The organism is Nocardia sp. 852002-51101_SCH5132738, assembly GCF_001665695.1.
GTDB classification, from domain to species: Bacteria; Actinomycetota; Actinomycetes; order Mycobacteriales; family Mycobacteriaceae; genus Nocardia; species Nocardia nova.
In genome coordinates this window covers 1-25,933 of the sequence record NZ_LZML01000098.1, presented here as the reverse complement: position 1 = coordinate 25,933, position 25,933 = coordinate 1, and the positions used below count along the sequence as shown (strand labels likewise).

The following is a 25,933-nucleotide window of genomic DNA, read 5'->3' as shown; positions in this document are numbered from 1 at the left end:
CCGGCCGCCTACCCGAGGTCGGCCAGCTGCGGGACCGCCGGCGCCATGCCCTCGATCCATGCCGCGGGCGAGCTCGTGGTCGGGGTGATCAGCACGGCGTCGATGCCCAATTTCGCGTAATCGGCCATGCTGCGGACGAATTCGTTGCGAACGTCCGGATTCGGGCGCGGATTGTTGGCCATGATCGTGGTGCGGATGGTGTCGAAATCGCGGCCGACATCGTCGCAGTGGCGGCGCAGCACGTCCAGCTTGTGGGCGACATCCTCCGGCGACGTGCCGAACAGATTGCAGGCGTCGCCGTACTGTGCGACCAATCGCAGCGTCTTCTTCTCGCCGCCGCCACCGATCAGCACGTTCGGGCGATGGATCGGCTGCGGTGAGCACAGCGTCTCGGCCAGCTGGTAGTACTTGCCCTCGAACGGCCCGTTGTTGTCCGGATCCCACATCTGCGCGCAGATCCGCAGCGTCTCCTCCAGCCGCTCGAACCGTTCGGCCAGCGGCGGGAACTCGACGCCGAGCCCGCGATGCTCCCGCTCGAACCAGGCGGCGCCGATACCCAGCGTGGCCCGGCCGCCCGACAGCACGTCGAGGGTGGTGACGATCTTGGCGAGCAGACCCGGATGCCGATAGGTCACGCCGGTGACCAGCAGCCCGAGGTCGATCGAGCTGGTATGTGCCGCAAGGTATCCCAGCGTGGTGTATCCCTCCAGCATGTTCGCCTCGGCCGGTAGGCCGGTCGGCTCGATCTGGAAGTAGTGATCCATGAACGACAACCAGGTGGCGCCCGCCGCCTCCGCGGCCTGCCCCACTCGCGCCAGCTCACCCGCGATCGCGGGGGTGCCGCCGTCGATATCGAAGATAGGAATGTGAAACCCGAGCTCCATGGAGTTCTCCTCGTCAGTGACTGACTTCCCGAAGAGAACGCTATGCCCTGGAGCGCACTCCAGGTCAAGAGGTTTCCCGGAATGCGGGCCCTACGTGCGGCTCGGACGAGGTAACTTCACTCGAAGGTCCCACCCAACCTTACGGAGAAAGCTTCGATGTCTCACGAACTGGTCGAGTTCGATACGGAGAAGGCGCATTCGGCGCGGATGTACGACTACTACCTCGGCGGCAAGGACAACTATCCGGCCGATCGCGAGGCCGCGTCGAAGGTGATGGAGCTATTTCCCGAGACCGCGCAGGCGGCGCGCGCCAATCGCGAATTCGTCTATCGGGCAGCGCGTTTCGCGGCGCGCAACGGCGTGCGGCAATTCCTCGACATCGGTACCGGAATTCCGACCGAACCGAATCTGCACAACGCCGTGCAGGCGGTCGACCCGCACTGTCGCGTGGTGTACGTCGATCACGACCCCCTGGTGCTGGCGCATGCCCGCGCGCTGATGATCGGCTCGGAGGAGGGGCGTACCGAATACATTCCCTCCGATGTGCGCGATCCGGACGTGATCCTCGGCTCCGAGGCGTTCCGCGCGGTGATCGATCTGTCCCGGCCGGTGGCGCTCAACCTCGCCGCGATCATGCATTTCGTCACCGACGAGGAGGGCGCCTACGACATCGTGCGCACCTATATGGACGCGTTCGCGCCCGGGTCGTACCTCAGCATCACCCACGCCTCCAGCGATGTGAATCCGGAACGGCTCGCGAAGGTGGCGGCGGTCTACGCCCAGGCCGGAATGAAGGTCGCCCTGCGCAACAAGGCCGAGGTCACCCGCTTCTTCGACGGACTGGAGATCGTCGAGCCCGGCGTGGTTCCGATGCACCGCTGGCAGCCGAATCCGGACTTCTACATCCCGGAGGAGCGGCTCGCGTGGGCCGACGAGGCGTTCGGCATCTGGGCCGCGGTCGGCGTCAAGCGCTGATTTCCCACGGCCCCGGTCACGTGCGATGCGCGGTGATGCAGGATAGGTGGCGTGATCGGTAACCGCTCCCAGACCACCCGCACGATTCGTCCGCCGTCACCGCACCCGTCGGGCGCCACTCCGCCCGCGCTGCCGCCGGAGTTCGTGCCCAGGCATGTGGCGCTGGTGATGGACGGCAACGGCCGGTGGGCGCAGGATCGCGGGCTGCCGCGCACCGCCGGGCACGAGCGCGGCGAGGCGGTGCTGATGGACACCGTCGAGGGGTGTATCGAGATCGGCGTGAAATGGCTTTCCGCCTATGCCTTTTCGACCGAGAACTGGCGGCGCAGCCCGGACGAGGTCAAGTTCCTGATGGGCTTCAACCGCGACGTGATCCGGCGCCGCCGCGACGAGATGCACGAGATGGGGGTGCGGGTGCGCTGGGCGGGCCGCCGCCCGCGCCTGTGGCGCAGCGTGATCAAGGAGTTGGAGATCGCCGAGGAGCTCACCAAGGACAACACCGTGATGACGCTGACCATGTGCGTCAACTACGGCGGCCGCGCCGAAATCGCCGACGCGGCACGGGAAATCGCGCGGAAGGTCGCGGCCGGACAGCTGGATCCGGAGAAGATCACCGAATCGACCTTCGCGAAGTATCTCGACGAACCGGATATGCCGGATGTGGATCTGTTCCTGCGGCCATCCGGTGAGCTGCGCAGCTCGAACTTTCTGATCTGGCAGTCCGCCTATGCGGAATTCGTCTTCCAGCACACCCTGTTCCCCGACTTCGACCGCCGCGACCTGTGGGAGGCCTGTGTGGAGTACGCCAAGCGCGATCGCCGGTTCGGTGGCGTGAAGTGAGCAACGATCTGACCGTCGCCCGGGAATTGCAGGCCCAAGCCGCCGCCTGCCTGCGGAAATGCGATGTCGCCGTGCGGGAGGAGGACGGCGGCGCCCTCGGGTTCGAATTCGAGGGCGCGCTGTGCTCGCTGCGCGGCGTCACACTGGCGCCCGGCCTGGACGTTCTCACGCTGACCTGCGTCCTCGCCTGGGATCGTCCCTTGAAGCCACAACTGCACAAGCGGGTAGCCGATCGCAACAACGCGCTGCAGTTCGGCTCGCTGACCATCATCGCCCACGAAAAACTGGCCGACGTGCTGCTGCGCTACACCTTCCCCGCGGCGGGCCTCGACGACGACGCGCTGGCGACGATGCTGCTGCTGGTCCTCTCCGGCGCGGGCCGCGCCCGCCAGGGTCTGGTGCCCTGACCGGCGGGGGCGACCGGATCAGCGCCCGATGTGGGCGCAGTCGCGGCAGGTGCCGAACACCTCCATGGTGTGGCTGATGTCGGTGAAGCCGTGCTCGCCCGCGATGGCCGCGGCCCAGGCCTCCACGGTGGGACCCTCCACCTCGACGGTGCGTCCGCACTGGCGGCAGACCAGGTGGTGATGGTGGCCCTTGGAGCACTGCCGGTACACGGATTCGCCTGTGTCCGTGCGCAATACGTCGACCTTGCCGGCGTCGGCGAGCGACTGCAGGGTGCGATACACGGTGGTCAGGCCGATGCCCTCACCGCGGCGGCGTAGTTCGTCGTGCAGCTCCTGGGCCGAACGGAATTCCTCGATATCGCCCAGCAGGGCGGTGATCGCACTGCGCTGGCGGGTGCTGCGAATTCCGACAGTCTTCTCGGCGGTGCCCGTCTTCTCCGGCACGGTCATCCTTCCTCGGCGTGTGCGACGGCGTCGACGACGATGCGTGCCAGATGGTCGTCGACCAGTTCGTAGATCACCTCACGGCCGGTGCGTTCACCGCGCACCACGCCCGCGGACTTCAGAATGCGCAGATGCTGGCTGACCAGGGGCTGTGTGACGCCCAGCGTGTCCACCAGCTCGTGCACACAGCGCGGCGATTCCCGCAGCTGCAGCACGATCGCGATCCGCACCGGCGCGGCCAGCGCGCGCAGCAGTTCACCCGCGTTGTCGAGGGTGGTGCGGGCGGGGACCGCGGGGGCGGTCGGGGCGCGATAGGGATACGGGTCGTGCGGGATCGGCGCGGGCGCCTCGACGGCGACGCGGCTTCGACGCGCGGGGACACCGCTGTCGGCGGTCATCGAACCAACTCCTTATTGGAAACCGATGCCATTATTGATATGCATAAGTGCGCATGTCAAGGAGGCAGGCCGTCGATACTGCTTCGCGGTGCGCCCGGGGGTGTCGCTAGGCTGGGGCGAATCGTTCCACCCATCATCCAGAGGGAGAGCTCGTACCGTGGCACCCAAGTCGAAGATCGACACCGTCGCGAACCTCGCCAAGCGTCGTGGCTTGGTATACCCCAGCGGCGAGATCTACGGAGGGACCCGGTCGGCGTGGGATTACGGCCCGCTGGGCGTGGAGCTCAAGGAGAACATCAAGAAGCAGTGGTGGCGGGCCATGGTCACCAGCCGCGACGATGTGGTCGGCCTGGACTCCGCGATCATCCTGCCGCGGCCGGTGTGGGTGGCCTCCGGACACGTCAGCGTCTTCAACGACCCGCTGGTCGAATGCCTGAACTGCCACAAGCGGCACCGGCAGGACCATCTGCAGGAGGCGTACGCCGAGAAGCACAAGATCGACGATCCGGACTCGGTGTCCATGGATCTGGTCGGCTGCCCGGACTGCGGCACGGTCGGCCAGTGGACCGAACCGCGCGATTTCAACATGATGCTCAAGACCTACCTCGGGCCGATCGAGTCCGAGGAGGGCCTGCACTACCTGCGCCCGGAGACCGCGCAGGGCATCTTCGTGAATTTCGCGAACGTGATGACCACCGCGCGCAAGAAGCCGCCGTTCGGTATCGCGCAGATCGGCAAGAGCTTCCGCAACGAGATCACCCCCGGCAACTTCATCTTCCGCACCCGCGAATTCGAGCAGATGGAGATGGAATTCTTCGTCAAGCCGGGTGAGGACGAGCAGTGGCACCAGTACTGGATCGACACGCGGTTGGCCTGGTACACCGACCTCGGCATCGACGCGGAGAATCTGCGGCTCTACGAGCACCCGAAGGAGAAGCTCTCGCACTATTCGACCCGCACGGTCGATATCGAGTACCGCTTCCACTTCCAGGGCAGCGAATGGGGTGAGCTCGAGGGTGTCGCCAACCGCACCGACTTCGACCTGTCGACCCACTCCAAGCATTCCGGCACCGATCTGAGCTACTTCGACCAGAACACCAACGAGCGCTACACGCCGTACGTGATCGAACCGGCGGCCGGCCTGACCCGCTCGCTGATGGCCTTCCTGATCGACGCCTACACCGAGGACGAGGCGCCGAATGCCAAGGGCGTCATGGAGAAGCGGACCGTGCTGCGCCTGGATCGCCGGCTCGCGCCGGTGAAGGCCGCCGTACTTCCGTTGTCGCGCAACGCCGATCTGTCGCCGAAGGCGAAAGACCTTGCCGCGCAACTGCGGAAGAACTGGAACGTCGACTTCGACGACGCCGGTGCGATCGGCCGCCGCTACCGCCGCCAGGACGAGATCGGCACCCCGTTCTGCATCACCGTCGACTTCGACACGCTCGAGGATCAGGCGGTCACCGTGCGCGAGCGGGACTCGATGACACAGGAGCGGATCGCGCTCGACCAGGTGGAGGGTTACCTGGCCCAGCGCCTGCTCGGCGCCTGAGTTCACCGCGCCCGGGTATACCGAATTCGGACATAACCGAAGACCCGGGCGTCATCGGGGTTGATCCCGCGCAAAAGTGGGAGCGGCGGAAATAACGCGGTGGTCCGAGTCGTTCCGGGCACTGAGAATCCGGGATTCGGCGGGCCGAGTGCGGTCCGGCCGGGCCCGGCCCACAGGTGCGACGAAAGGTCCTGATCATGGCGCAGGCGGTCAAGTTCGATCGTTACGGCGATATCGATGTGCTCGAGGTTCGTGAGGTGCCGGATCCGCAGCCCGGACCCGGCCAGGTCGCGGTCGAGGTGGTGGCCGCGGGCATCAATCCGGGCGAGGCCAAGATCCGCAACGGCTCGCTGCACGAGCTGTGGCCGGCCACTTTTCCCGAGGGGGAGGGCACCGATTTCGCCGGGCGCATCGTCGCGCTCGGCGACGGGGTGAGCGGGATCGTCGTCGGCGACGAGGTGCTCGGATTCAGCGACAAACGGTCCAGCCACGCCACCCGGGTGGTGGTGCCGGCCCAGCAGGTCACCCCCAAGCCGGTGGGCCTGTCGTGGGAGGTGGCCGGATCGCTGTACGTCGCGGGCACCACCGCCTTCGCCGCCGTGCGGGCCGTGAGCCCGGAGGCCGGCGACACCATCGCGGTGTCCGGCGCGGCCGGTGGAGTCGGATCCATTGTGGTGCAACTGCTTCGGGCCCGCGAGGTGACGGTGATCGGCATCGCCGGGCCGGACAACCAGGACTATCTGCGCGAGCTGGGGGCGGTCGCGGTGGAATACGGTGACGGTCTCGCCGAGCGCATCCGGGAGGCGGCGCCGGGCGGTATCGACGCTTTCATCGATACGCACGGCAACGGCTACGTCGAACTCGCCCTCGATCTCGGCGTGAAGCCCGAGCGCATCGATACGATCATCGATTTCGCCGCCGTGGAGAAGTACGGCGTCAAGGCGGAGGGCAATGCGGCCGCCGACACCATCGACGTGCTCGCCCAGCTGGCCGAACTGGCCGCCGCGGGGACCGTCCGGATTCCGATCGCCGCCACCTATCCGCTCGGCGAGGTACGCGCGGCGTTCACCGAACTCGAGCGCGGCCACACCCGGGGCAAGATCGTCCTGCTGCCATGACATCTGTCATGGCACAGTCGTGACGCTCGGGCCAGGTACGGCGCCGGGTTCCCCGCGACAGTGGAACCATGACATCAGCAATGACATCCGGTTCGGCGGAACGGGTCGCCGCCGCACCGGTGATCGAGCTTCGCGGATTGACCAAAACCTTCCGCAGCTCCGCCGGTCCCGTCCGCGCGGTCGACGGACTCGATCTGACCGTCACCGCGGGTGAGGTGGTCGCCTTCCTGGGACCCAACGGTGCCGGGAAGTCCACCAGTATCGACATGATGCTCGGCCTGCTGCGGCCCGACGCCGGAACCGTCCGCATTCTGGGCGCAACGCCGGCGGAAGCGGTTGCGGCGGGCCGGATTTCGGCCGTTCTGCAGTCGGGGGGTCTGCTCCCGGATCTCACCGTCGGCGAAACGGTGCGGGTCGTCGCGGCCCTGCATCGGAATCCGCGCCCCGCCCGGGAGGTGCTCGTCCGTGCCGGAATCGACGGCATCGCCGACCGCATGGTGGGCAAATGCTCCGGCGGTCAGCAGCAGCGCCTGCGGTTCGCGCTCGCGCTGCTGCCCGATCCGGATCTGCTGATCCTCGACGAGCCGACCACCGGTATGGACGTCGAGGGCCGCCGCGATTTCTGGAACGCCATTCGCGCCGACGCGGATCTCGGCCGCACCGTCGTCTTCGCCACCCACTACCTGGACGAGGCCGACGCCTACGCCGACCGGATCGTGCTGGTGCGGGGCGGGCGGGTCGTGGCCGACGGCAGTGCCGCGTCGGTGAAGAATCTGGCCTCCGGCCGCACCGTCTCGGCGACGCTGCCCGACGCCGATCCCGCGAGCCTGCTCGCCCTCGCCGGCGTGGACCGGGTCGAACAGCGCGGTGATCGAGTGCTGGTGCACGGCAACGACTCCGACGCGGTCGCCCGCTATCTGCTGACCAGGACACCGGCCGTCGACATCGAAATCACCGGCCGCAATCTCGAAGACGCCTTCCTCGCACTGACCGGAGACCACTGAGATGACTACATCGATCGTGCCCGCATCGCATGCCGCCCGCCCGGGCGCGGGCGGATTCAGCTGGGGATTCCTGCTGCTCGAACTGCGCCGTATGCTGCGCAACCGCCGCACCGTCATCTTCGCGCTGGTGATGCCCGTGGTGTTCTTCGTGATCTTCGGCGCCCAGAACTCCTCCCGCAACGAAACCTACGGCTCGGCGAATGTCACGGCCTACGTGATGGTGTCGATGGCCGTCTACGGGGCGATGCTGGCCACCACCAGCGGCGGCGCCATGGTCGCGGTGGAGCGCGCCGCCGGCTGGGTACGCCAGCTCCGACTCACGCCGCTGCGCCCGGCCGCCTACGTCGCCACCAAAGTGGCCGGCGCGATGGTGCTCGGATTGTGTTCGGTCGTCGTCGTTTTCGTCGCCGGCGCGGTGACCGGCGCGCATCTGACCACGGCGGCCTGGGTGGGCTGTTTCCTGATCGCCTGGCTGACCTCGGTGGTCTTCGCGGCCTTCGGATTGTTCATGGGCTATGTGCTGCCCTCGGAGAATGTGATGCAGATCCTCGGCCCGGTCCTGGCGCTGCTGTCGTTCGCCGGTGGCTTGTTCATGCCGCTGCACGGCTGGTTCGAGACGGTGTCGAAGGTCTTCCCGACCAACGGCGTCGCGACCCTGGCCCGATTGCCGCTCGGCGACACCGGTGCCGGTTCCGCCGCACTGGCCGTGCTGAATATCGCGGTGTGGGCGTCGGTATTCGCCCTGGGAGCCGCGGTTCTGTTCCGGCGTGACACCGCTCGCTGACCGCCGCGCCGCACCGTCCGCCTCGGTGGACGGTGCGGTAGCGTCGGAATCCGGCGGCGGCCAGGGCAGGAGACGGAGCGTGCGGATGCGGGTACCTCCGGTCGATCGGCCGATATCCGGAGCGCTGGACCGGATCGCCCGCAGGATGGACCGCGAACCCGCCCCGCATACCGCCATCCAGCATCGACGCCTGTTCTTCGGCGCGGTGCTGGCTTTGATCTGGCTGCTCTATCTGATCGCGCCGATCGTCTCGCAATGGCAGGACGGGCATAGGATGCGGGCCGTCGCGGCGGCGGTATGCCTCGCGGTCTTCTGGGTGCTGACGGCCTCGTGCTTCGGTCCATTCCGGCAACCGGACTGGGACGAGGGACACGCACAGGCGGTGCTGCCGGTCTCGTACGAGTGGCCGCGCTGGCTCGTGGTGGGCGCGCTGGCGGCGCTCGCCGCCGCGATGACCGTACTGCTGGGTGTCACCGGCCTGGGCACCGCCATCTACGTCGCGGCCGCCGCCGTCTTCGTCCTTCCGACCGCGAAATCCGGTGCGGTGGTGGCGGGTACGGCCGCGCTGCTGATCGGCCTGTCGCTGCATTACGGCAGCGCCCCGCTGTATTTCGCCTTCATTCCGGTGGTGATGTGGACCGGTCGCGAAATCGGCCGGCGGCGTGGCCAGTTGCGGGAACTGACTCGCCGCCAGCAGGGCGAGCTCGCGATCGTGCAGGAACGCAACCGGGTGGCGCGCGACGTGCACGACATCCTGGGGCACTCGCTGACCGTCATCACCGTCAAAACCGAATTGGCGCAACGGCTGCTCGATTCGGATCCGTCCCGGGCCCGGCAGGAGATGGCCGATGTGGAGCGACTCGCCCGGGAGGCGCTGGCCGGGGTGCGCGATACGGTGGGCGGCCTGCGCGAGGTGTCGCTCGCGAGTGAACTGGTCAACGCGCGTACGGCCCTGCGCGCCGCCGGTATCGAGGCGGAGCTCCCGGACCCGGCCGAACTCCCCGAGCGATACGCGGTGATCTTCGGATGGGTCCTGCGCGAGGCGGTGACGAACGTGGTGCGCCACAGCGGCGCCCGCCACTGCCGGGTACGGGCGAGCGAATCGCGGATCGACATCTTCGACGACGGAAAAGGGCTGTCCGGCAGTGTCTTCGGCTCGGGACTGAGCGGCTTACGCGACCGGGTGCGCGACGCGGGCGGTGTGTTCACGGTCGACACACCTCCCTCCGGGGGAACCGTGATCGCCGTGGACTTCACCACCGCGGCCGAGGTTCGGCCGGTCGGGCGGCGGCGAGCCTGCCGTCCGGATTAGGGTCGCAGGTGTGCGATGGATGATGTCGGTCGGTGAATCACGGCGGGGGCGACGGCGGTGATCCGGTTGCTGCTCGCCGACGACCAAGCGCTGGTGCGGGGCGCATTGGCAGCACTGCTGGGGCTGGAGTCCGACCTCGAGGTGGTGGCCGAGGTGGGCCGGGGTGACGAGGTTCTCGACGCGGTGCGGCGCACCACACCGGATGTGGTGCTTCTCGATGTGGAAATGCCCGGAATGGACGGTATTTCGGTCGCGGCGCGTCTGCATGCGGAATTCCCGGACATCCGGATTCTGATGGTGACCACGTTCGGCCGGCCCGGCTATCTGCGCCGCGCCATCGACGCCGGAGCCGGCGGATTCGTCGTCAAGGACACGCCCGCACGGGAATTGGCGGATGCGGTGCGGCGCGTGCACATGGGCCTGCGGGTGGTGGATCCGGCGCTGGCCACCGAAACCCTCACCACGGGAACCTCACCGCTCACCGCACGCGAGCGCGAGGTGCTCGCCGCCGCGGCCGACGGATCGACGGCGGCGGTCATCGCGGGCCGCCTGCATCTGTCCGAGGGGACCGTCCGCAACCATCTGTCGGCCGCGATCGGCAAGACCGGCACCCGAACCCGCGCCGAGGCCGTCCGCGCCGCCGAACGCCTCGGCTGGTTGTGAGCGGCCCAGGTTGCCGCGGGCGTAGATTCGCCGATGTGCACCTGACGCAGATCCGCCTGATCGTGTCCGAATTCGACCGCTGCGTGACGTTCTATCGCGACATTGTCGGACTCACACCGCAAACCGACGACCCGCGCCCGCCCTACGCGGCCTTCAAACCCGAGCTGGGTAGCACGCTCGCTCTGCACGAGCGCGCGAATCTGGCTGCGGCGCTGGGCGATACCTTGCGGTCCGAGGCCGGCCCGCGATCGCCGTCGGGCAGCGACGTGGCGCCGGTCCCGCCCGCCGACGCGGCGATGGTGTCGCTGCGGGTCGACGATCTGGACGCCTATCTCGCCGAGATCACCGCGCGCGGCGCCGAAATCTCGGACGAACCGGTCGAATACGACGGCCGTCTCCGCTGCGCCTATCTGCGCGACCCCGAGGGCAACCTGATCGAACTCCAGCAGTGGCTCGCGACCCGCACCGGTGATGCCGTACCACCGGTACGGTGAGACGACCGGATCAGAACCGCCCGCCCCGGCTGATCCGGCGGGAACTGTCGGATCCCCCGAAAGAGGCCGGGCCCCAGCCGGATCCGCCCATCGAACGGCCGCGATAGCCGCTGCCCGCGCCGCGCAGCAGACTGTCGATCAGAATTCCGCCCAATACGGCGCCGGCCTGCGAGGTCCCCGACACCGGCCGGCGCGCCTGCCACTCCCGCACATCGGCCTCGGCGGCGTGCAGTGCGCGGGTGGCCAGATCGGCGGCCTGTTGCGCACTGTCCAGTGCCGCCTGCGGGTCGGTGGCCGAAAGCTGCTGCGCCCGATCCAGATTCCGCTGGGCCTCGGCCAGGCGCGTGCGGGGCGCGGCGTCGATACCGCCGCGGCGCGTGTCGATGAAGTCGGCGGCCGCCCGGACCTGGCTCTGTGCGGCGATCACGGCCTGGTCCAGGCGGCGCCGCAGTTGTTCGGCGGCGAGTTTGCGCTCACCGGCCGCCGCGACCGCGCGATCCAGTGCGGTATCGGCCGCGACCGCGCGGTGGAACGTGCCGAGCGGGTCGCGGTCCCCGGTGGTCCGGGCCGCCTCCCATGCGGTGCGGGCGCCGGACATCGCGTCCGCCAATTCCGGGCCGCCATGTTCGGTCAGCCCCCGCGCGGTCTCGAGGTCGCGACCCAGTTCGTCGATCGCCGCCGGCAGACCGGCCCGCGCCTGGGTGATATCGGTCTCGGCGGTGTCCACGGCGTCGAGCAGGGTACGGGCGGCGGTCACCGCGGCCTCCGCGCCGCGAATCGCCGCGACCACCCCACCCTGGCGTCCGACCGGCTCGGCCGCGGCCTGCCTGCCCTGTTCGATCGTGTTCTCGGCGAAGCCGATTCGCTCCCGCGCCATCGTCACGTTGTCGCGCACCGGCGCGGTGACCGATTCCGGTTGTGCGGCCAGCAGCCGCCGCAGCGTCTCCTCCGAGCGCGGCAGGCGCACGGTGAGATCGACCACATCGCGAGTCAGCGCGTCCAGCCGTTGCGGGGCGTCGATCAGCAGATTGCGCATGGCGTCGAATTCGGCCACCTTGTCGTCGAGTTCGGCATCGGCCCGCCCACAGGTGGTGATCAGCTCGACCAGCAGATCGCGGCGCTGATCAGGAGCTTCCGGGATCTCGTCGTCGAGCCGCTGGCGAATCGAAAAGGCATGCGCCATCGCCTGTTTCGCGGACTCGAGCGCGGCGGCGAACGGGGCGGTCGCGGTGGTGCCGAATTCGTCGGTGGCCAGGCGCAGTTCCTCGGCGCTGGCCCGGATCGCGTTGTCGGTGTCGACCAGCACCTGCGCCGAGCGAGCCTCGAGCAGATCCGGGCGGAGCCCGGCCAGCGCGGCGGTGTCGGTCGGGTCGACCGCCCGGGCGGCGTCGGCCTCGGTGCGCCCCCGTGCCCGCCGGCGCAACTGCGAATAGCCCAGCACCAGGCCGATCACACCCAGCACGATCAAAGTGATCACGATCAGCGGCCAGATCCCGACACCACCGGAATCGCCCATGGCAGTGGACAATCCGTCGGCCGCGGCCACCGCGGCCTCGGCCCACTGGCCGTTGTGCAGCCGCGGCTCCACCTGATCGGTGAGCAGCGAATTCAGTTCCGCATCGCTCACCGAGGGCGGGAGCGCACCGGTGAAGGCATAGGAGCGGTCGCTGGTCGCGATCGACAGCAGCACATCGCGCTCGCCGAATCCGGACGCGGTCGCCGTGCGCTGACCCCAGGTCTGCGGATCCACGCCACCGAAATCGCGGACGTAGACCACCCACAGCCGCTCCCGGTGCGCGGTGTAGAGCGCGTCCACCGACGCGCGCACGGTGTCGCGCTGCGGACCGTCGAGAACCTGGGCGGAATCGGTGACGTATTCGTTGAGCCGCATCGGCTCGTCGGCGACGGCCGGGCCGCAGCAGCCGAGCACGAACCCGAACACGATCGACAGCAGCACCGCGAGCAGCGTCGGCGGCTGTGATCGGCGAAGACGCGAGTCCGGCGGCATAGCACGAATGTATCCGCCGACACGGCGTAAAGGGCGTTGATCCGTCCGACCCGTGTCGGAACCGATGATTACCATCGGCAGGGTGATCACGCTGGATATCCCCTATACGGGCCACGTCGCGCCGGGTTCGAATCCGCAGCAGCGCGATGTGCCGGGCGCCCGGATCGTCAAGATGTCGGTCGGCGGTATGGACAACAACGTCTATCTGGTGCAGGACACCGCCACCGGTGACGCGGTGCTGATCGACGCCGCCAACGAATCCGAACGCATCCAGGCCCTGCTGGACCAGGAGGTGCCCGGGCGGCTGCGGCTGATCGTCACCACCCATCAGCATTTCGACCACTGGCAGGCCTTGAGCGCGGTGGTCGCCGACACCGGCGTACCGACCGCCGCCCACGCCCTGGATGCCGAACCGCTTCCGGTGCGGCCGGACCGGCTGCTGGCCGACGGTGACACCGTCTCGATCGGTGAACTGGAATTCGAGGTCGTCCACCTGCGCGGACACACCCCGGGTTCGGTCGCGCTGGCGCTCACCGACGGCTCCGGGCGCACCCATCTGTTCACCGGCGACTGCCTGTTCCCCGGGGGGGTCGGGCGCACCACTTCCCCGGAGGATTTCGATTCCCTCTACAGCGACGTCACCACCAAGGTGTTCGACCGCTTCGGCGACGATACGGTCGTCTACCCGGGCCACGGCGACGACACCACCCTGGGTGCCGAGCGTCCGCAGCTCGCGCAGTGGCGGCAACGCGGTTGGTGAGCGGTTCCGGTGCCCGGCAGCGGTGAGGATCCGGCGCTCCGCAATCGTGGCGTGACCGAGCACTGGCACACTCGGGGAATGCCCTCGGCCCTCACCCATCCCGCCCCGACCCGCACGCCCGTCGCGCCGCGCCGTCCGCGCGGATCGGCGGTCGCGCGCTGGGTGCGCCGGGTGATCGCCGGCACCGTCCTTATCGGGGTCGTGCTCGTCGGCGGCACCGCTTTCCGGGTCTGGCAGGTGGCTCGGATCGACGACTACAGCCGCGCCGACGCGATCGTGGTGCTGGGCGCCGCGCAATACGACGGCACCCCGTCCTCGGTTTTCGAGGCCCGGCTCGGCCAGGCCTATCATCTGTACACCAAAGGTGTTGCGCCGCTGGTGATCACGGTCGGCGGCAAACAGGTGGGAGACAACTACACCGAGGCCGCCTCCGGTAAGAACTATCTGAAGAATCGCGGCGTGCCCGCCGACCGGGTAGTGGCCGTGGAGACCGGATCGGACACGCTGCAGAGTATCGAGGCGGTCGCCTCCGCGATGCGGGCTCGCGACCTGTCCTCGGCGGTGCTGGTCAGCGATCCGTGGCATTCGCTGCGCACCCGCACCATGGCCCGCGACGCCGGTCTGGACGCGTGGACCGCGCCGACGCGCACCGGCCCGGCGGTCTACACCCGGGAGTCCCAATTCCACGGCATCGCCCGCGAAACCGGTGCGCTGCTGTGGTATCAGCTCACTCACTTCTCCGCGGATTTCAAATACACCGCGGAGCAGTGAGAAACGTACCAGGCGGTATCTCCCATGAGTTTCGACGCGATGCCCGAATGCCCGTATGTCGACAGTGATCACGAGCGCATGGTGTCCGAGACCTCGCCCACGGCGGGGTTGCGGTGGTCGCCCGCACCGGCGCGGCGCAGCGACTTCGCGCGGGACCGGGCGCGGGTGCTGCATTCGGCGGCGTTGCGGCGACTTGCCGACAAAACCCAGGTGATGGGTCCCCGCGACGGCGACACGCCGCGCACCCGGCTGACCCACTCGCTGGAGGTCGCCCAGATCGGGCGCAGCATCGCCGAGGGGCTGGGCTGTGACGCGGACCTGGTCGATCTGGCCGGGCTGGCTCACGACATCGGCCATCCGCCGTACGGCCACAACGGCGAACGCGCCCTCGACGAATTCGCCGACGCCTACGGCGGGTTCGAGGGCAACGCCCAGAATCTGCGGATTCTGACGAGATTGGAGCCGAAGGTCTTCGATGCGGCGGGGGAGAGTTACGGCCTCAACCTGACCCGCGCCGCCCTCGACGCCACCGTCAAATATCCGTGGGGCAGAACGGCTTCCGGTGCGAAGTTCGGCGCCTACGACGCCGATCTGGACCGGCTGAGCTGGGTCCGCAAGGGTGCGCCCGAGCGGCGGCAGTCGCTGGAATCGCAGGTCATGGACTGGTCCGATGATGTGGCGTACTCGGTGCACGATGTCGAGGACGGGGTCATCGCGGGCCGGATCGATCTGCGAGCGCTCGCCGATCCGGCCGAACAGGCCGCCCTCGCCGAACTGGGCCAGCGCCAGCACCGCGACCTGTCCGCCGACGATCTGATCGCGGCCGGTCAGCGGCTCTCGCAGCTGCAAGTGATCGCCGAGGCCGCCGGCTACGACGGCACCCTGCGCGCCTCGGTCGCGCTCAAGCGGCTGACCAGCGATCTGGTCGGCCGGTTCGCGACCGCGGCGGTCGAGGCGACCCGTGCCGCATGGACCGGGCAGTCGCTGTGCCGCTACGCCGCCGACCTCGAGGTGCCGGCCGTGGTGGCCGCGGAGGTCGCGCTGTTGAAAACGGTCGCCCTGCGGTACGTGATGTCGGATCCCGAACATCACAAACGCCAGGCCGAACAGCGCGAGCGCATCCGATTCGTGGCCGACCGCCTGCTGGCCGGCGCCCCCCAGGGCCTCGACCCGATCCTGCTGCCGTGGTGGGAGGCGGCCACCGACGACACCGCCCGCGTGCGCGTGATCGTCGACCAGATCGCCTCCTACACCGAGAGCAGGCTGGAACGGATCGCGGCCCACTGACCCCGGTCGTCGGCGTGGGCCCTGACTTTGGGAGGCGCAACGCAGAACTGACGCTGGCTGACCGCGTCTTTACCTGCGGATGTGGCTACCGGCTCGATCGAGACCTCAATGCCGCGATAAATCTCGCACGCTGGGCGGCCGCCCAGCATGAACCCCCGGACCCCCAAGCAGGAGGCCGGGTCATCAACGCCCGCTGACGGGAAGGCTCTGACCAGCACCGTCGAATGCCGGTGAAACCTTCCCGAGAGACGTGGGAACCGACGTTCACGCCGTTTGCCGCGGTGGAGACCGACGACGCCCGAGAAGGGCGGTGCCGACCGATCAACCATGGTCGTTCGACACGCTTTAGACTCGGATGCCGTGGCAGGTCGACTTCCGGATCGCGATATCGCGGCAATACGTGAACGCGTACGCATCGAGGATGTCGTCGGTGAGTATGTGTCGCTCAAGCGGGCCGGTGCGGACTCGCTGAAGGGCTTGTGCCCCTTCCACGACGAGAAGTCGCCGTCGTTCCACGTGCGGCCGAACCACAGCCACTTCCACTGCTTCGGTTGTGGCGAGAGCGGCGACGTGTTCGCGTTTCTGCAGAAGATCGACCATGTCGGATTCGTCGAGGCGGTCGAGCAGCTGGCCGACCGGATCGGCTACAAGATCAATTACGAGGGCGGCGGAACCTCGGTGCAGCGCGACCGCGGCACCCGTTCCCGGCTGGTCGCCGCCAATGCGGCCGCGCACGAGTTCTATCAGGCGCAACTGCGCGAACCGGGCGCGGAGGTGGCTCGCAAGTACCTCACCGACCGCAATTTCGATGCCAACGCCGCGCGGCATTTCGGCTGCGGTTACGCCCCGGCCGGTTGGGACACGCTGACGAAATACTTGCTGCGCAAGGGTTTCGACATCAAGGAGCTGGAGGCGGCGGGGCTGTCCAAGCCCGGCCGGCACGGCCCGATCGACCGGTTCCACCGTCGGCTGCTGTGGCCGATCCGGAATCTGAGCGGCGACGTCATCGGATTCGGCGCCCGGCGCCTGTTCGACGACGACCAGATGACCGCCAAGTACATCAATACGCCGGAAACGGTGTTGTACAAGAAGTCTCAGGTGCTGTTCGGGCTCGACCACGCCAAGCGGGAGATCGCCAAGAGCCACCAGGCGGTGGTCGTCGAGGGCTACACCGATGTGATGGCCATGCATCTGGCGGGTGTGACGACCGCGGTCGCCTCCTGTGGCACCGCCTTCGGCGACGAGCACCTGTCGATGCTGCGCCGGTTGCTGATGGACGACAATTTCTGGCGCGGTGAGATCATCTACACCTTCGACGGTGATGCCGCCGGCCAGGCAGCGGCGCTGAAGGCCTTTTCCGGTGACCAGAAACTGGCCGGGCAGACGTATATCGCGGTCGCCCCCGACGGGCAGGACCCGTGTGAATTGCGTCAGCGTTCCGGCGACGGTGCGGTCCGCGACCTGGTGGCCCGGCGGGTCCCGTTGTACGAGTTCGTGATTCGCGGCCTGCTCGCCGACCACAACCTCGACACCCCCGAGGGGCAGGTGGAGGCGCTGCGGCGCGCGGTGCCCGTGGTGGCGCAGATCAAGGACAACGCGCTGCGCAAGGCGTACGCCACGAAACTGGCCGGGTGGGTCGGCTGGGACGACATCCAGCTGGTGGTGCGACGGGTCGGTGACCACGCCCGCCGCGGTAAGCCGGTGAAGGGCGTGCCCGGCCGCGAAGCGGCCGCCGAGACAGCGGTCGCGGAGTCGGCCGCCGCCCGCCCGAATCCGGGTGATCCGGTGCTGCTGCCGCAGCGGCAAGTACTCGCCGCCGCCCTGCAGTATCCGGCGACCGCGGGACCGATCTTCGACAGCCTCGAGCCCGAAGCGTTCACCCACCCCGCTTACACCGCCGTGCGCGCCGCCCTCGCCGCCGCCGGTGGCACGGCAGCGGGACTCGGTGGCGCGGAATGGGTTTCGCGCGTCGCCGATCACACCGACGATCTGATGCTGCGCGCACTGGTCTCCGAACTGGCCGCCGAGCCGCTCCCGGTCAAATCGATGGACGACATCCCCCGGTTCATCTCCGGCGTGCTGGCGCGGGTGCAGGAGGCGTGGGTCGGGCGCCAGGTCGCCGCGCTCAAGTCGAAACTGCAGCGGGTCTCGTCGACCGAACAGCCGGACGACTACATGGCCCTGTTCGGCGATCTGGTCGCCCTCGAGCAGTACCGCAAGAGCCTGCTCACCCAGGCCATGGGCAACTCGGATGATTTCAACGTGGCCTGATCGTTCCATTCGGAATGAGATCGATCTCTTTCCATCGCTCCGGGACCGAACTGACCGCCGAGATCGTCGACGGTGACGGCCCGCCGCTGGTGATCGTTCCGGGGGTCATGTCCGATGCCGCCACCTGGCGGCCCGTCGTGGAGCGGCTCGGACTGTCCAATCCGGTGGTGACGATCAATCGCCGCGGACGGGTGCCGAGCGGCCCGCTGGGAGCCGACTACTCCGTACGGACCGAGATCGACGACTTGCACCACATCCTCGACGCCCTCGGCGCGGCGGTGGAGCTGTTCGGATGGAGCTACGGCGGACTGATCGCCCTGGAGGCGGCCTGTGAGCGGTCGGATCTTCGGTCGGTGATCGCCTACGAACCGGTATCGGCGCCCTTCGCCCCCGCCGCGATTCCCGCGCTGCGCGCCGCCGTCGACCGCGGTGATCTGGATGCGGCCGTCCGGCTGGTCAACACCGATGTATCGGGCTTCTCTACGGAATATGTTGCCGCCCTGCGGGAATCGCCGGTGTGGGCGGTGCTGCGCCCGCTGGCGGCGCCGCTGCCGACGGAACTCGCGGCAATCGAGGCCTACCGGGTGGACCTGCGGCGGTATCGGGCGCTGAGCGTCCCTGTCACCCTGCTGCTGGGCGAACTCAACGCGAACGCCGCACCCTACGGCGCCGCATTCGACCGCATCGCCGGCGCACTGCCGCGGGCCCGCATCGACCGGCTATCGGGGCAGGGGCATCTGGCGCACGCGCAGGCGCCGCACCTGCTCGCCCGCCACATCGCCGCGGCGGTACGCGCGGGCTCGCCGGCCGAAGCGGAGCCCGGGAAAAATCGGCTCGGCCGGTAGTTGGGCGATCCGGTGGCACGCTGCCCGGTGGAAACGTCGGGCAGCGTGTCACCGGGATCGTGGCTCAGCGGCGGAGCTGGTCCTGGGGGACGAGGACGGTGGTGCGCTCGTCGATCGGCTCCATGGGTTCGAGCCGCGGCTGGGTATTGAGGCGGTCCGACAGCTTCTGGCGGCTGGCCTGAACCAGTTTGCGGGTGACCGGGCTGGCGGCGACAGCACGGGTGGTCTTGCTGATCTGCTCGTAGCGAGCCCGCCCCGCCTTGGCCCCCAGCACATAACCGGCTGCGACGCCGATGATCAACCGCAGCATTCTTTCGGGCTCCTCCCAGTAGCTGTCCGCGCCGTACATCCTGCCCGACATCGAGTCGGACTGTCGATCCGGCACCACCTTGCCAGACCCCACCGACAATTTCCGATCCTTACCGCCGGGCTCTCGAATTCCCCACCGGCACACTTTGGTTGGAGACCGCGGTCAGGGCCGTGCCGCCCGCCCCCGACACGCCGCTCCGTTCCGCATTTCCCCAGCTCCCGGGCCGATTTGGGGAGCGGACCGGACATAAGCTAAAGTTTGTGCTCGGCCGGCCCGCACGGGCTGACCGGAGCAATCCCCTATAGCTCAATTGGCAGAGCAGCCGACTGTTAATCGGCAGGTTTCTGGTTCGAGTCCAGATGGGGGAGCAGAAAACAGCCCCTGGCCTGTGGGAACGTACCACAGACCAGCGGCTGTTCTCGTTCTGAGAGCCCTGGCCTGGGCGAACGCCGGCCGTCCGATTCGGGATCCTCACCGCCGGGCGGTCGCAGGGCGCGGGGATACGATGTGCGCCGCGAACGGGCTCACGAGGAGATCGATGGACGAGGCGGCATACGAGCAGGCGAGTCCCGCTGTGCAGGCGCGCATCCGGGAGAGTTTCGAGCGGCAGGGGCTGATGCGTCATCTGGGCGCCCGGCTCGCCCATATCGGTCCGGGTCGGGTGCACATCGAACTGCCGCACCGGCCCGAGGTGACGCAGCAGCACGGGTATGTGCATGCCGGCGCCACCAGTGCCATCGCGGACAGCGCCGGCGGATATGCGGCATACACGCTGTTCCCCGACGACTCCTCGGTGCTGACAGTGGAGTACAAGATCAATCTGCTCGCCCCGGCCGAGGGGGATCACCTCGAGGCGGTCGGTGTCGTCCTCAAATCGGGGCGCACGCTGACCGTGTGCAGGCTGGAGGTGTTCGGGGTCCGCGACGATCGGCGCACACTGATCGCGACCGGCCAGCAGACGTTGATCTGTATGAGTGGCGCATCGGATCAGCCGATCCGGAAGCCGTAGCCGACGATCCCCGGACGGGAGTTGATCTCGGCCAGCACACCCTCGATGCCGGAGAACCAGAACGGGCCGGCCGGTGTCGTGGGGTTGATCTGCGAGTCGATGCCCACCAGACCCGTGCCCTGGTAGGCGGGGGAGCCGCTGTCGCCGTTGAGGCCCGGGACGGAGGTGTGGATCACATTGTCGGTGACCGAATCGACCTGGCCGCTGGTGGAGCGGGTGGTGCTGCCGTATTTGTCGAGGCGGCTGCCGGGGGCCGGGACCGCACCGACGTGATCGATCACGGCGCCGTTCGGGGCCACGGTCGAGATGTCGATGCCGGGGCGCAGTGCGATGACGGCCCAGTCGCTGGTGGAATCCGATTGCAGCAGCGCCCATTTCGATGTCCAGCTGGCGTAGTGCCCGATCCTGCCGATGGCGGGGGCGACGACGCTCTGCCCGGGGCTGAACATGCAGTGACCGGCGGTGAGCGCCACCGCGTTGCCCCTGCGTCGTGTCCGGCCGCGGTGATCGTGCAGAGGCCGAGCGAGGTGCCGGGCCCCACCGCCCGGGCGGGCGAATCGGCGGGAGCCACCGCCGGCGCCGCCAGGACGACGGCTCCGGCCAACAGCGCGGTTGCGATGATCGATCTCTTCATCTGCTCGGCCATGGCGCCCTCGGCGTCACTCCTCCCTACCGCCTGCGATGTCGCTGCAGCCTTTTCTACGGACAGGATGCCGGCCGTTCATAGGGTCTTCGGTCACTTGCCGAGGAATAGTCGCGATCGGCTCGGGTAGTGCGCGTGATGGGGAGGGAAAACGCGTCCGAAGACCGGGATCGAACGCCGAGGCCGCCCGCAGCTGTCCTGCTCGGGACCGGCCCAAGCTGTGCCGTTCGTTGAGCGATCGGGATCTCGAGGACTGCAACGACTTTCGCTCGCCGTCGCGGGCCGGAGGGTCTGCTCGTCGAAGTTCGCCGCACGGCCCTTTCGGTAGCCGAGCGAACGTTTGTCTCCGGACCGGGCGGGTATCGGCTCGGTGACCGAGCGGTTCGGCGTACAGCGGCAGGAGGTCGGGAGATGACGGACGATGTGGCAGGTCGGCCGGGCAACGGCGGCGAAACTCACCAGGAGGCAACCGGTGAGGACGTGCGGCTGACCACTCAGCAGGGTGTGGTTGTCGGAGACGATCAGAACACATTGCGGGCGGGGGAGCGCGGGCCCGCGCTGCTGGAGGACTTCCACTTCCGCGAGAAGATCTTCCACTTCGACCACGAGCGGATTCCGGAGCGGGTGGTTCATGCCCGCGGTTTCGGCGTGCACGGCTATTTCGAGAACTACGATTCGCTGTCCGATCTGACCCGGGCCGATCCGTTCCAGGAGGCCGGTCGCCGGACCGAGGCATTCGTCCGATTCTCCACGGTGGCCGGTAACAAGGGTTCGTTCGATCTGGCTCGCGACGTCCGTGGTTTCGCGGTGAAACTCTATACGCGCGAGGGCAATTGGGATCTGGTCGGGAACAATATCCCGGTCTTCTTCATTCAGGACCCCATCAAGTTCCCGGATATGGTCCACGCCGCCAAACAGGAGCCCGATCGTGGCTTTCCGCAGGCTCAGACGGCCCACGACAATTTCTGGGACTTCGTCTCGCTCACTCCCGAATCGACCCACATGCTGCTGTGGATCATGTCCGACCGAGCGATTCCGCGCTCGTTCCGGTTCATGGAGGGATTCGGTGTCCACACCTTCCGGCTGGTGAACGCCGAGGGCCGCTCCACGTTCGTCAAATTCCATTGGAAGCCGAAGCAGGGCATGCAGTCGGTGGTGTGGAACGAGGCGCTGAAGATCAACGGCGCCGATCCCGATTTCCACCGCCGCGATCTCTGGGATGCCATTCAGTCCGGTGACTATCCGGAATGGGAATTGGGCATGCAGCTGTTCGACGACGACTTCGCCGATCGCTTCGCCTTCGACATCCTCGATCCGACGAAGATCATCCCGGAGGAGGAAGTGCCGGTGCGCCCGGTCGGCAAGCTGGTGCTGAACCGGGTCGTCGACAATTTCTTCGCCGAAACCGAGCAGGTGGCGTTCTGCACGCAGAACATCATCCCGGGCATCGATTTCACGAACGACCCACTGCTGCAGGGCCGCAACTTCTCGTATCTCGACACCCAACTGAAGCGGCTCGGCGGCCCCAACTTCACCCATCTGCCGGTGAACGCGCCGAAGTGCCCGTTCGCGACGTTCCAGCAGGACGGCCACATGGCTATGGTCAATCCGAAGGGCCGGGCCAATTACGAGCCCAATTCGTGGCCCGACGAGATCAAGGGCCCGCGCGAGGACCCCGAACGGGGCTTCACGACGGTTCCCGAGACTGTTTCCGGTCCCAAACGCCGGCTGCGCGCGGAAAGCTTCGCCGACCATTACAGCCAGGCTCGTCAGTTCTATGTGAGCCAGACGAGTATCGAGCAGCGGCACATCGTCGAGGCGTTCGTCTTCGAGCTGAGCAAATGCGATCGAGTCGAGATCCGTGCCCGGGTCGTCGCCGCGCTGCGCAATGTTCACGAGGATCTGGCCACGGCGGTCGCCGACGGGCTCGGCCTCGCGGAGCTTCCGGAACCGGCTCGCTGTGCCCGCGAGCCGATCACCGATCTGGCGCCCTCGCCCGCGCTGAGTATCGTGCGCAACGGCCCGGACAGCATCGCGGGGCGCAAGATCGGCGTGCTGGTCACCGACGGGGTCGATGCCGAGGCATTGGCCGAGGTCCGTGAGGCGGTGCAGGCGGAGAAGGCAATCCTCGAGATCGTCGCGCCGAAGGTCGGCGGTGTCACTACCGAGGACGGCAAAACTGTCGAAGCGGACCAGAAGATCGACGGCGGACCCTCGGTGCTCTACGACGCGGTCGTGATTCTCGCGTCCGAGGCCGGAGCCGCCGAACTCGCCACCGTGCCGCCGGCGCGCGACTTCGTCAGCGACGCTTACGCGCACGGCAAATTCATCGCCCACCGCAATGCCGGCGCGCTGTTCGCGGCCGCGGGACTGACCGGCGAACTCGATGCCGGCGTCATGGATCTCGCGGCGGGCGCATCGGTGGCCGACTTCCTGGGCCGGTGCCGGGAAGTCCGGTACTGGGCCCGGTTCTAGGGCTGACGATGACGAGCGCGCCGCGGTCGTCGTCCTCGGGACGCGGTCCCCGACGTCTGGTGTGGGTGCGCTCGGAGCGACTGTGCCGAGAGGTGCCGCCCCCGTCGTCGACGTGCACACGCCGAGTCACCTGCCGGGCGGGGCGGCCGCTACCGCGGCCCTGGGCGTCGAAGCGTGGCTGGTCCCGCTTGCCGGAGCCGACGAGCACGGCGCCCACCTGCGCAATTCGCCGCGCCGCTGCGGAGTGAAGACAACCTACCTGTACACGGCCGGCTACCTGCGCGCGGCCGGGCGAGTTGCGGTCCAGTGCCGACGAGCCCGCGGCGCGCGAACCGATGCTTGCCCACGGATTTAATGGCGCACAGGGGGATTCGGCCGGGAGCCGCCGCCGTGCGGCTGGACTGTCACATCCGCCGCCCGCCCGGTTGCCCGATGGTTCTGCTCCGGACCGTTTGCATCGCCGCTGCGAGGGCATGACGACCACGAACCGGTTCAGAAGTCGACGATCGAGCCGGGCGCAGCGAGTCCCAACATCCATGGCACGGTTTCCGCCGGCTATGGCGCAGTTCGAGAGCGCGAGATCCACCGGCGGCGACGCGGATCGGAGGAAGCGTGAAGATTGCGATGGTGTCCGAGCACGCGAGCCCGTTGGCTCCCCTGGGTGGTGTGGACGCGGGCGGGCAGAACGTGCACGTGTCCGAGCTCGCTGCGGGACTGGCCCGGTTGGGGCACGATGTGCGGGTATACACCCGCCGAGACGACCCCGACATTCCCCCCGAAGTGCTGGTGGGGGCGGGATATCGCGTGATCCACGTTCCGGCCGGTCCGCCGGAGCACATCTCGAAAGACGATATTCTGCCGTTCCTCGGCGAGTTCGCCGCCTTCCTGCGCGCCCAGTGGAGTGCCGATCGGCCTGACGTCGTGCACGCGCATTTCTGGATGTCGGGGATCGCCGCCGAACGCGCCGCATGCGACCTCGCCGTTCCGGTCGTTCTGACCTTCCACGCGCTGGGCACCGTGAAGCGGCGCTTTCAAGGGCTGGCCGACACCAGCCCACGCTCCCGTGTCCAATCCGAGCGCCGGGTGGCGGCGGGAGCGACCCATATCGTCGCGACCTGTTCCGACGAGGTCCGCGAGCTGGGCAGGATGGGTGTGCCGCGCGAGCGCACATCGGTGGTGCCCTGCGGTGTCGACCTGTCGCTGTTCACTCCCGACGGCCCCGCCGAGGAACCCGAGCTGCCGCGGCGGATCGTCTCGGTCGGCCGCATGGTGCGGCGCAAGGGGTTCGACACCGCGATCGCGGCACTGTCGGAGGTCCCCGATACCGAACTGGTCATCGCCGGCGGTTCGGCGAGCGCCGAGGACGAAGCCGAGCAAGCGCGATTGCGGGCCGTGGCCGCGGAATACGGTGTGTCGCAACGAGTCCGGCTGCGCGGGCCGGTACTGCGGGCGGAGATGCCGATGCTGTTGCGCTCGGCCGACGCCGTGGTGTGCACGCCGTGGTACGAGCCGTTCGGCATCGTTCCCCTCGAAGCGATGTCGTGCGCGAAGCCCGTGGTCGCCACCGCGGTCGGCGGAATGCTCGACACCGTTCTCGATGGGGTGACCGGACACTTGGTCCCCTCGAGGGACCCCGCCGTTCTGGCCGAGGTCCTGTCGGGCTTGCTCGACACCCGGCAGGCGCGCCGGGTGATGGGCGAGGCGGGTCTGCAACGAGCCCGCGGACGTTATTCGTGGGATCGGATCTCCAGGGATACCTCGGCGGCCTATCGGCGGACCGCCGCCACGGCCGCTGCGGGCGCCATCGCGTCGTCCGCTCGCTGACATCAGGAGGCGCTCGCGGAGAATCAACCGACATGCCCGCTCGGCAATGTCGTCATCCCCGGTGGTGCGTCCGGACTGGTCGCGGCGACGGGGGCGGGGCATATCGGCGATCCGCACGCCACCGAACCGGACTCCGGACTGCTGCAGATCGGGACCGGTCAGGTCATCGCGGCAGCGATTCGGCAACTGCGATGTTTCGGCCCCGATTCCGGTGGTATCGCCCCGTCGTTCCATTCCCGAACGGACAGTACCGAGAGAGGAGAAACGATGAGCCAGAAGGTGAATCCCATTCAGGTGCAGAAGTATCTCTCCGGCGTGGACTATCCGTGTGACCGCCGCGATATCGTGCGCGCGGCGCGGAACAACGGCGCCGGCGCGGAGATCGTCGACGCGCTCGAGAGCATGCCCGACCGTATGTTCGACGGACCGAACGCGGTGAGCGAGGCCATGTCCTGACCTGAATGCACCTGGGCCGCCCGCACTGCGGGCGGCCCAGGCTGTATCGATGGGCAGTGCGTGTCAGAACGTGAATTGATCGCCGTACGCGGTGGTTTGGACCAGACCCGTCGCCGTCGACACCGTGGTGGAGACGAACGGGACGGCCGCAACCGGGGACGCGCATTGGGAGACGTTCAACGCGGCGTTGTTGAAGGCGATGTGGTAGGGGAACGTGGTCGTGTTGTCCAGGGTGGCCGTCGCGGTGGTGGCGGTGGTGACCTGACCGGGACCGATGTTCGCGTCCAGATTCTCGGACAGGCCCAGGGAGCCGCCGACGCTCGGCCCGAGGTCGAAACCGGGCGGCGATACTCCGGGCAGGGTCGCGCTGCCGGACGTGGTCGGGGGGGGGGGGGTGGTGGG

The 25,933-nt window shown here is 68.2% G+C and carries 28 protein-coding genes and 1 tRNA gene; 22 read left to right on the top strand and 7 right to left on the bottom strand.

What is annotated here, in order from left to right; translation table 11 throughout:
* Nucleotides 1-8 precede the first annotated feature (8 nt).
* Complete coding sequence (locus A5789_RS13055) at nucleotides 9-884, bottom strand: LLM class F420-dependent oxidoreductase (protein WP_064902710.1); 876 nt, start codon at nucleotides 882-884, stop codon at nucleotides 9-11.
* Nucleotides 885-1,040: 156 nt separating this feature from the next.
* Here A5789_RS13055 and A5789_RS13050 point away from each other — a divergent pair, with 156 nt between their 5' ends.
* The 3 genes from A5789_RS13050 to A5789_RS13040 are packed head-to-tail and all read left to right on the top strand — an operon-like array spanning nucleotide 1,041 to nucleotide 3,106.
* The gene (locus tag A5789_RS13050; protein ID WP_064902711.1) at nucleotides 1,041-1,859 is read left to right on the top strand and encodes an SAM-dependent methyltransferase; all 819 of its coding nucleotides are present in this window, start codon (nucleotides 1,041-1,043) and stop codon (nucleotides 1,857-1,859) included.
* 42 nt (nucleotides 1,860-1,901) lie between these two features.
* The gene (locus tag A5789_RS13045; protein WP_051755092.1) at nucleotides 1,902-2,699 is read left to right on the top strand and encodes an isoprenyl transferase; all 798 of its coding nucleotides are present in this window, start codon (nucleotides 1,902-1,904) and stop codon (nucleotides 2,697-2,699) included.
* An 8-nt stretch (nucleotides 2,700-2,707) separates the two neighbouring features.
* The gene (locus A5789_RS13040; RefSeq protein ID WP_082857032.1) at nucleotides 2,708-3,106 is read left to right on the top strand and encodes a hypothetical protein; all 399 of its coding nucleotides are present in this window, start codon (nucleotides 2,708-2,710) and stop codon (nucleotides 3,104-3,106) included.
* A gap of 18 nt (nucleotides 3,107-3,124) precedes the next feature.
* On the opposite strand, the gene A5789_RS13035 is transcribed toward A5789_RS13040, so the two are convergent.
* The gene (locus A5789_RS13035; protein ID WP_104364756.1) at nucleotides 3,125-3,556 is read right to left on the bottom strand and encodes a Fur family transcriptional regulator; all 432 of its coding nucleotides are present in this window, start codon (nucleotides 3,554-3,556) and stop codon (nucleotides 3,125-3,127) included.
* A complete protein-coding gene (locus tag A5789_RS13030; protein WP_227462942.1) occupies nucleotides 3,553-3,948 on the bottom strand; it encodes a helix-turn-helix transcriptional regulator in 396 nt (131 codons plus the stop codon). Before A5789_RS13030 ends, A5789_RS13035 begins: the two co-directional genes overlap by 4 nt.
* A gap of 157 nt (nucleotides 3,949-4,105) precedes the next feature.
* Between A5789_RS13030 and A5789_RS13025 the strand changes: the two genes are divergently transcribed.
* The 7 genes from A5789_RS13025 to A5789_RS12995 all read left to right on the top strand — a co-directional run bounded on the left by A5789_RS13025 (nucleotide 4,106) and on the right by A5789_RS12995 (nucleotide 10,872).
* Nucleotides 4,106-5,497: a glycine--tRNA ligase gene (locus A5789_RS13025; protein WP_064902712.1), complete on the top strand. Its 1,392-nt coding sequence runs from the start codon at nucleotides 4,106-4,108 to the stop codon at nucleotides 5,495-5,497.
* 197 nt (nucleotides 5,498-5,694) lie between these two features.
* Entirely contained in the window at nucleotides 5,695-6,615 is a 921-nt protein-coding gene (locus tag A5789_RS13020; protein ID WP_064902732.1) for an NADP-dependent oxidoreductase, read from the top strand.
* 68 nt (nucleotides 6,616-6,683) lie between these two features.
* Nucleotides 6,684-7,619, top strand: a complete 936-nt coding sequence (locus A5789_RS13015; protein ID WP_064902713.1) for an ABC transporter ATP-binding protein — start codon at nucleotides 6,684-6,686, stop codon at nucleotides 7,617-7,619.
* A gap of 1 nt (nucleotide 7,620) precedes the next feature.
* Nucleotides 7,621-8,403: an ABC transporter permease gene (locus A5789_RS13010; protein WP_063014627.1), complete on the top strand. Its 783-nt coding sequence runs from the start codon at nucleotides 7,621-7,623 to the stop codon at nucleotides 8,401-8,403.
* An 85-nt stretch (nucleotides 8,404-8,488) separates the two neighbouring features.
* Nucleotides 8,489-9,715, top strand: coding sequence for a sensor histidine kinase (locus A5789_RS13005; RefSeq protein ID WP_064902714.1), 1,227 nt, complete (start codon nucleotides 8,489-8,491; stop codon nucleotides 9,713-9,715).
* 57 nt (nucleotides 9,716-9,772) lie between these two features.
* The gene (locus A5789_RS13000; RefSeq protein WP_064902715.1) at nucleotides 9,773-10,378 is read left to right on the top strand and encodes a response regulator transcription factor; all 606 of its coding nucleotides are present in this window, start codon (nucleotides 9,773-9,775) and stop codon (nucleotides 10,376-10,378) included.
* A gap of 35 nt (nucleotides 10,379-10,413) precedes the next feature.
* Nucleotides 10,414-10,872 carry a VOC family protein gene (locus tag A5789_RS12995; protein ID WP_064902716.1) on the top strand — a complete coding sequence of 153 codons (459 nt, stop codon included), beginning with the start codon at nucleotides 10,414-10,416 and terminating at the stop codon, nucleotides 10,870-10,872.
* 10 nt (nucleotides 10,873-10,882) lie between these two features.
* Here A5789_RS12995 and A5789_RS12990 read toward each other — a convergent pair whose 3' ends face one another.
* A complete protein-coding gene (locus A5789_RS12990; protein ID WP_064902717.1) occupies nucleotides 10,883-12,880 on the bottom strand; it encodes a TPM domain-containing protein in 1,998 nt (665 codons plus the stop codon).
* Nucleotides 12,881-12,944: 64 nt separating this feature from the next.
* On the opposite strand from A5789_RS12990, the gene A5789_RS12985 reads away from it, so the two are divergent.
* The 6 genes from A5789_RS12985 (at nucleotide 12,945) to A5789_RS12965 (ending at nucleotide 18,814) form a co-directional block, all read left to right on the top strand.
* Nucleotides 12,945-13,640: an MBL fold metallo-hydrolase gene (locus A5789_RS12985; RefSeq protein ID WP_030512879.1), complete on the top strand. Its 696-nt coding sequence runs from the start codon at nucleotides 12,945-12,947 to the stop codon at nucleotides 13,638-13,640.
* Between the two features lie 78 nt (nucleotides 13,641-13,718).
* Nucleotides 13,719-14,411, top strand: a complete 693-nt coding sequence (locus A5789_RS12980; protein WP_030512880.1) for a YdcF family protein — start codon at nucleotides 13,719-13,721, stop codon at nucleotides 14,409-14,411.
* A 24-nt stretch (nucleotides 14,412-14,435) separates the two neighbouring features.
* Nucleotides 14,436-15,698 carry a deoxyguanosinetriphosphate triphosphohydrolase gene (locus A5789_RS12975; RefSeq protein ID WP_227462941.1) on the top strand — a complete coding sequence of 421 codons (1,263 nt, stop codon included), beginning with the start codon at nucleotides 14,436-14,438 and terminating at the stop codon, nucleotides 15,696-15,698.
* Nucleotides 15,596-15,895, top strand: coding sequence for a transposase (locus A5789_RS37815; protein WP_227462940.1), 300 nt, complete (start codon nucleotides 15,596-15,598; stop codon nucleotides 15,893-15,895). The genes A5789_RS12975 and A5789_RS37815 overlap by 103 nt, the downstream gene beginning before the upstream one ends.
* Before the next feature lie 163 nt (nucleotides 15,896-16,058).
* Nucleotides 16,059-17,969 carry a DNA primase gene (gene dnaG / locus A5789_RS12970; protein WP_063014637.1) on the top strand — a complete coding sequence of 637 codons (1,911 nt, stop codon included), beginning with the start codon at nucleotides 16,059-16,061 and terminating at the stop codon, nucleotides 17,967-17,969.
* A 14-nt stretch (nucleotides 17,970-17,983) separates the two neighbouring features.
* Nucleotides 17,984-18,814, top strand: coding sequence for an alpha/beta fold hydrolase (locus tag A5789_RS12965; RefSeq protein WP_064902718.1), 831 nt, complete (start codon nucleotides 17,984-17,986; stop codon nucleotides 18,812-18,814).
* 64 nt (nucleotides 18,815-18,878) lie between these two features.
* On the opposite strand, the gene A5789_RS12960 is transcribed toward A5789_RS12965, so the two are convergent.
* Nucleotides 18,879-19,124: a hypothetical protein gene (locus A5789_RS12960; RefSeq protein WP_036499775.1), complete on the bottom strand. Its 246-nt coding sequence runs from the start codon at nucleotides 19,122-19,124 to the stop codon at nucleotides 18,879-18,881.
* 295 nt (nucleotides 19,125-19,419) lie between these two features.
* Here A5789_RS12960 and A5789_RS12955 point away from each other — a divergent pair.
* Nucleotides 19,420-19,492 (top strand) — tRNA-Asn (locus tag A5789_RS12955).
* Between the two features lie 170 nt (nucleotides 19,493-19,662).
* Complete coding sequence (locus tag A5789_RS12950) at nucleotides 19,663-20,133, top strand: PaaI family thioesterase (protein ID WP_064902719.1); 471 nt, start codon at nucleotides 19,663-19,665, stop codon at nucleotides 20,131-20,133.
* Here the strand turns inward: A5789_RS12950 and A5789_RS12945 are convergent.
* A complete protein-coding gene (locus tag A5789_RS12945; protein ID WP_064902720.1) occupies nucleotides 20,112-20,606 on the bottom strand; it encodes a hypothetical protein in 495 nt (164 codons plus the stop codon). The genes A5789_RS12950 and A5789_RS12945 overlap by 22 nt on opposite strands.
* Before the next feature lie 581 nt (nucleotides 20,607-21,187).
* Between A5789_RS12945 and A5789_RS12935 the strand changes: the two genes are divergently transcribed.
* From A5789_RS12935 to A5789_RS12925, 4 genes are all read left to right on the top strand, one after another.
* Nucleotides 21,188-23,251: a catalase gene (locus A5789_RS12935; protein ID WP_064902722.1), complete on the top strand. Its 2,064-nt coding sequence runs from the start codon at nucleotides 21,188-21,190 to the stop codon at nucleotides 23,249-23,251.
* Between the two features lie 82 nt (nucleotides 23,252-23,333).
* Complete coding sequence (locus A5789_RS36545) at nucleotides 23,334-23,606, top strand: hypothetical protein (RefSeq protein ID WP_146100992.1); 273 nt, start codon at nucleotides 23,334-23,336, stop codon at nucleotides 23,604-23,606.
* 257 nt (nucleotides 23,607-23,863) lie between these two features.
* Entirely contained in the window at nucleotides 23,864-25,075 is a 1,212-nt protein-coding gene (locus A5789_RS12930; protein ID WP_064902723.1) for a glycosyltransferase, read from the top strand.
* A gap of 267 nt (nucleotides 25,076-25,342) precedes the next feature.
* Nucleotides 25,343-25,531, top strand: coding sequence for a DUF2795 domain-containing protein (locus tag A5789_RS12925; protein ID WP_030512889.1), 189 nt, complete (start codon nucleotides 25,343-25,345; stop codon nucleotides 25,529-25,531).
* A 63-nt stretch (nucleotides 25,532-25,594) separates the two neighbouring features.
* On the opposite strand, the gene A5789_RS12920 is transcribed toward A5789_RS12925, so the two are convergent.
* Nucleotides 25,595-25,933 (bottom strand): MspA family porin (locus A5789_RS12920; RefSeq protein WP_197516603.1); only part of this gene is annotated, 339 nt, incomplete at its 5' end.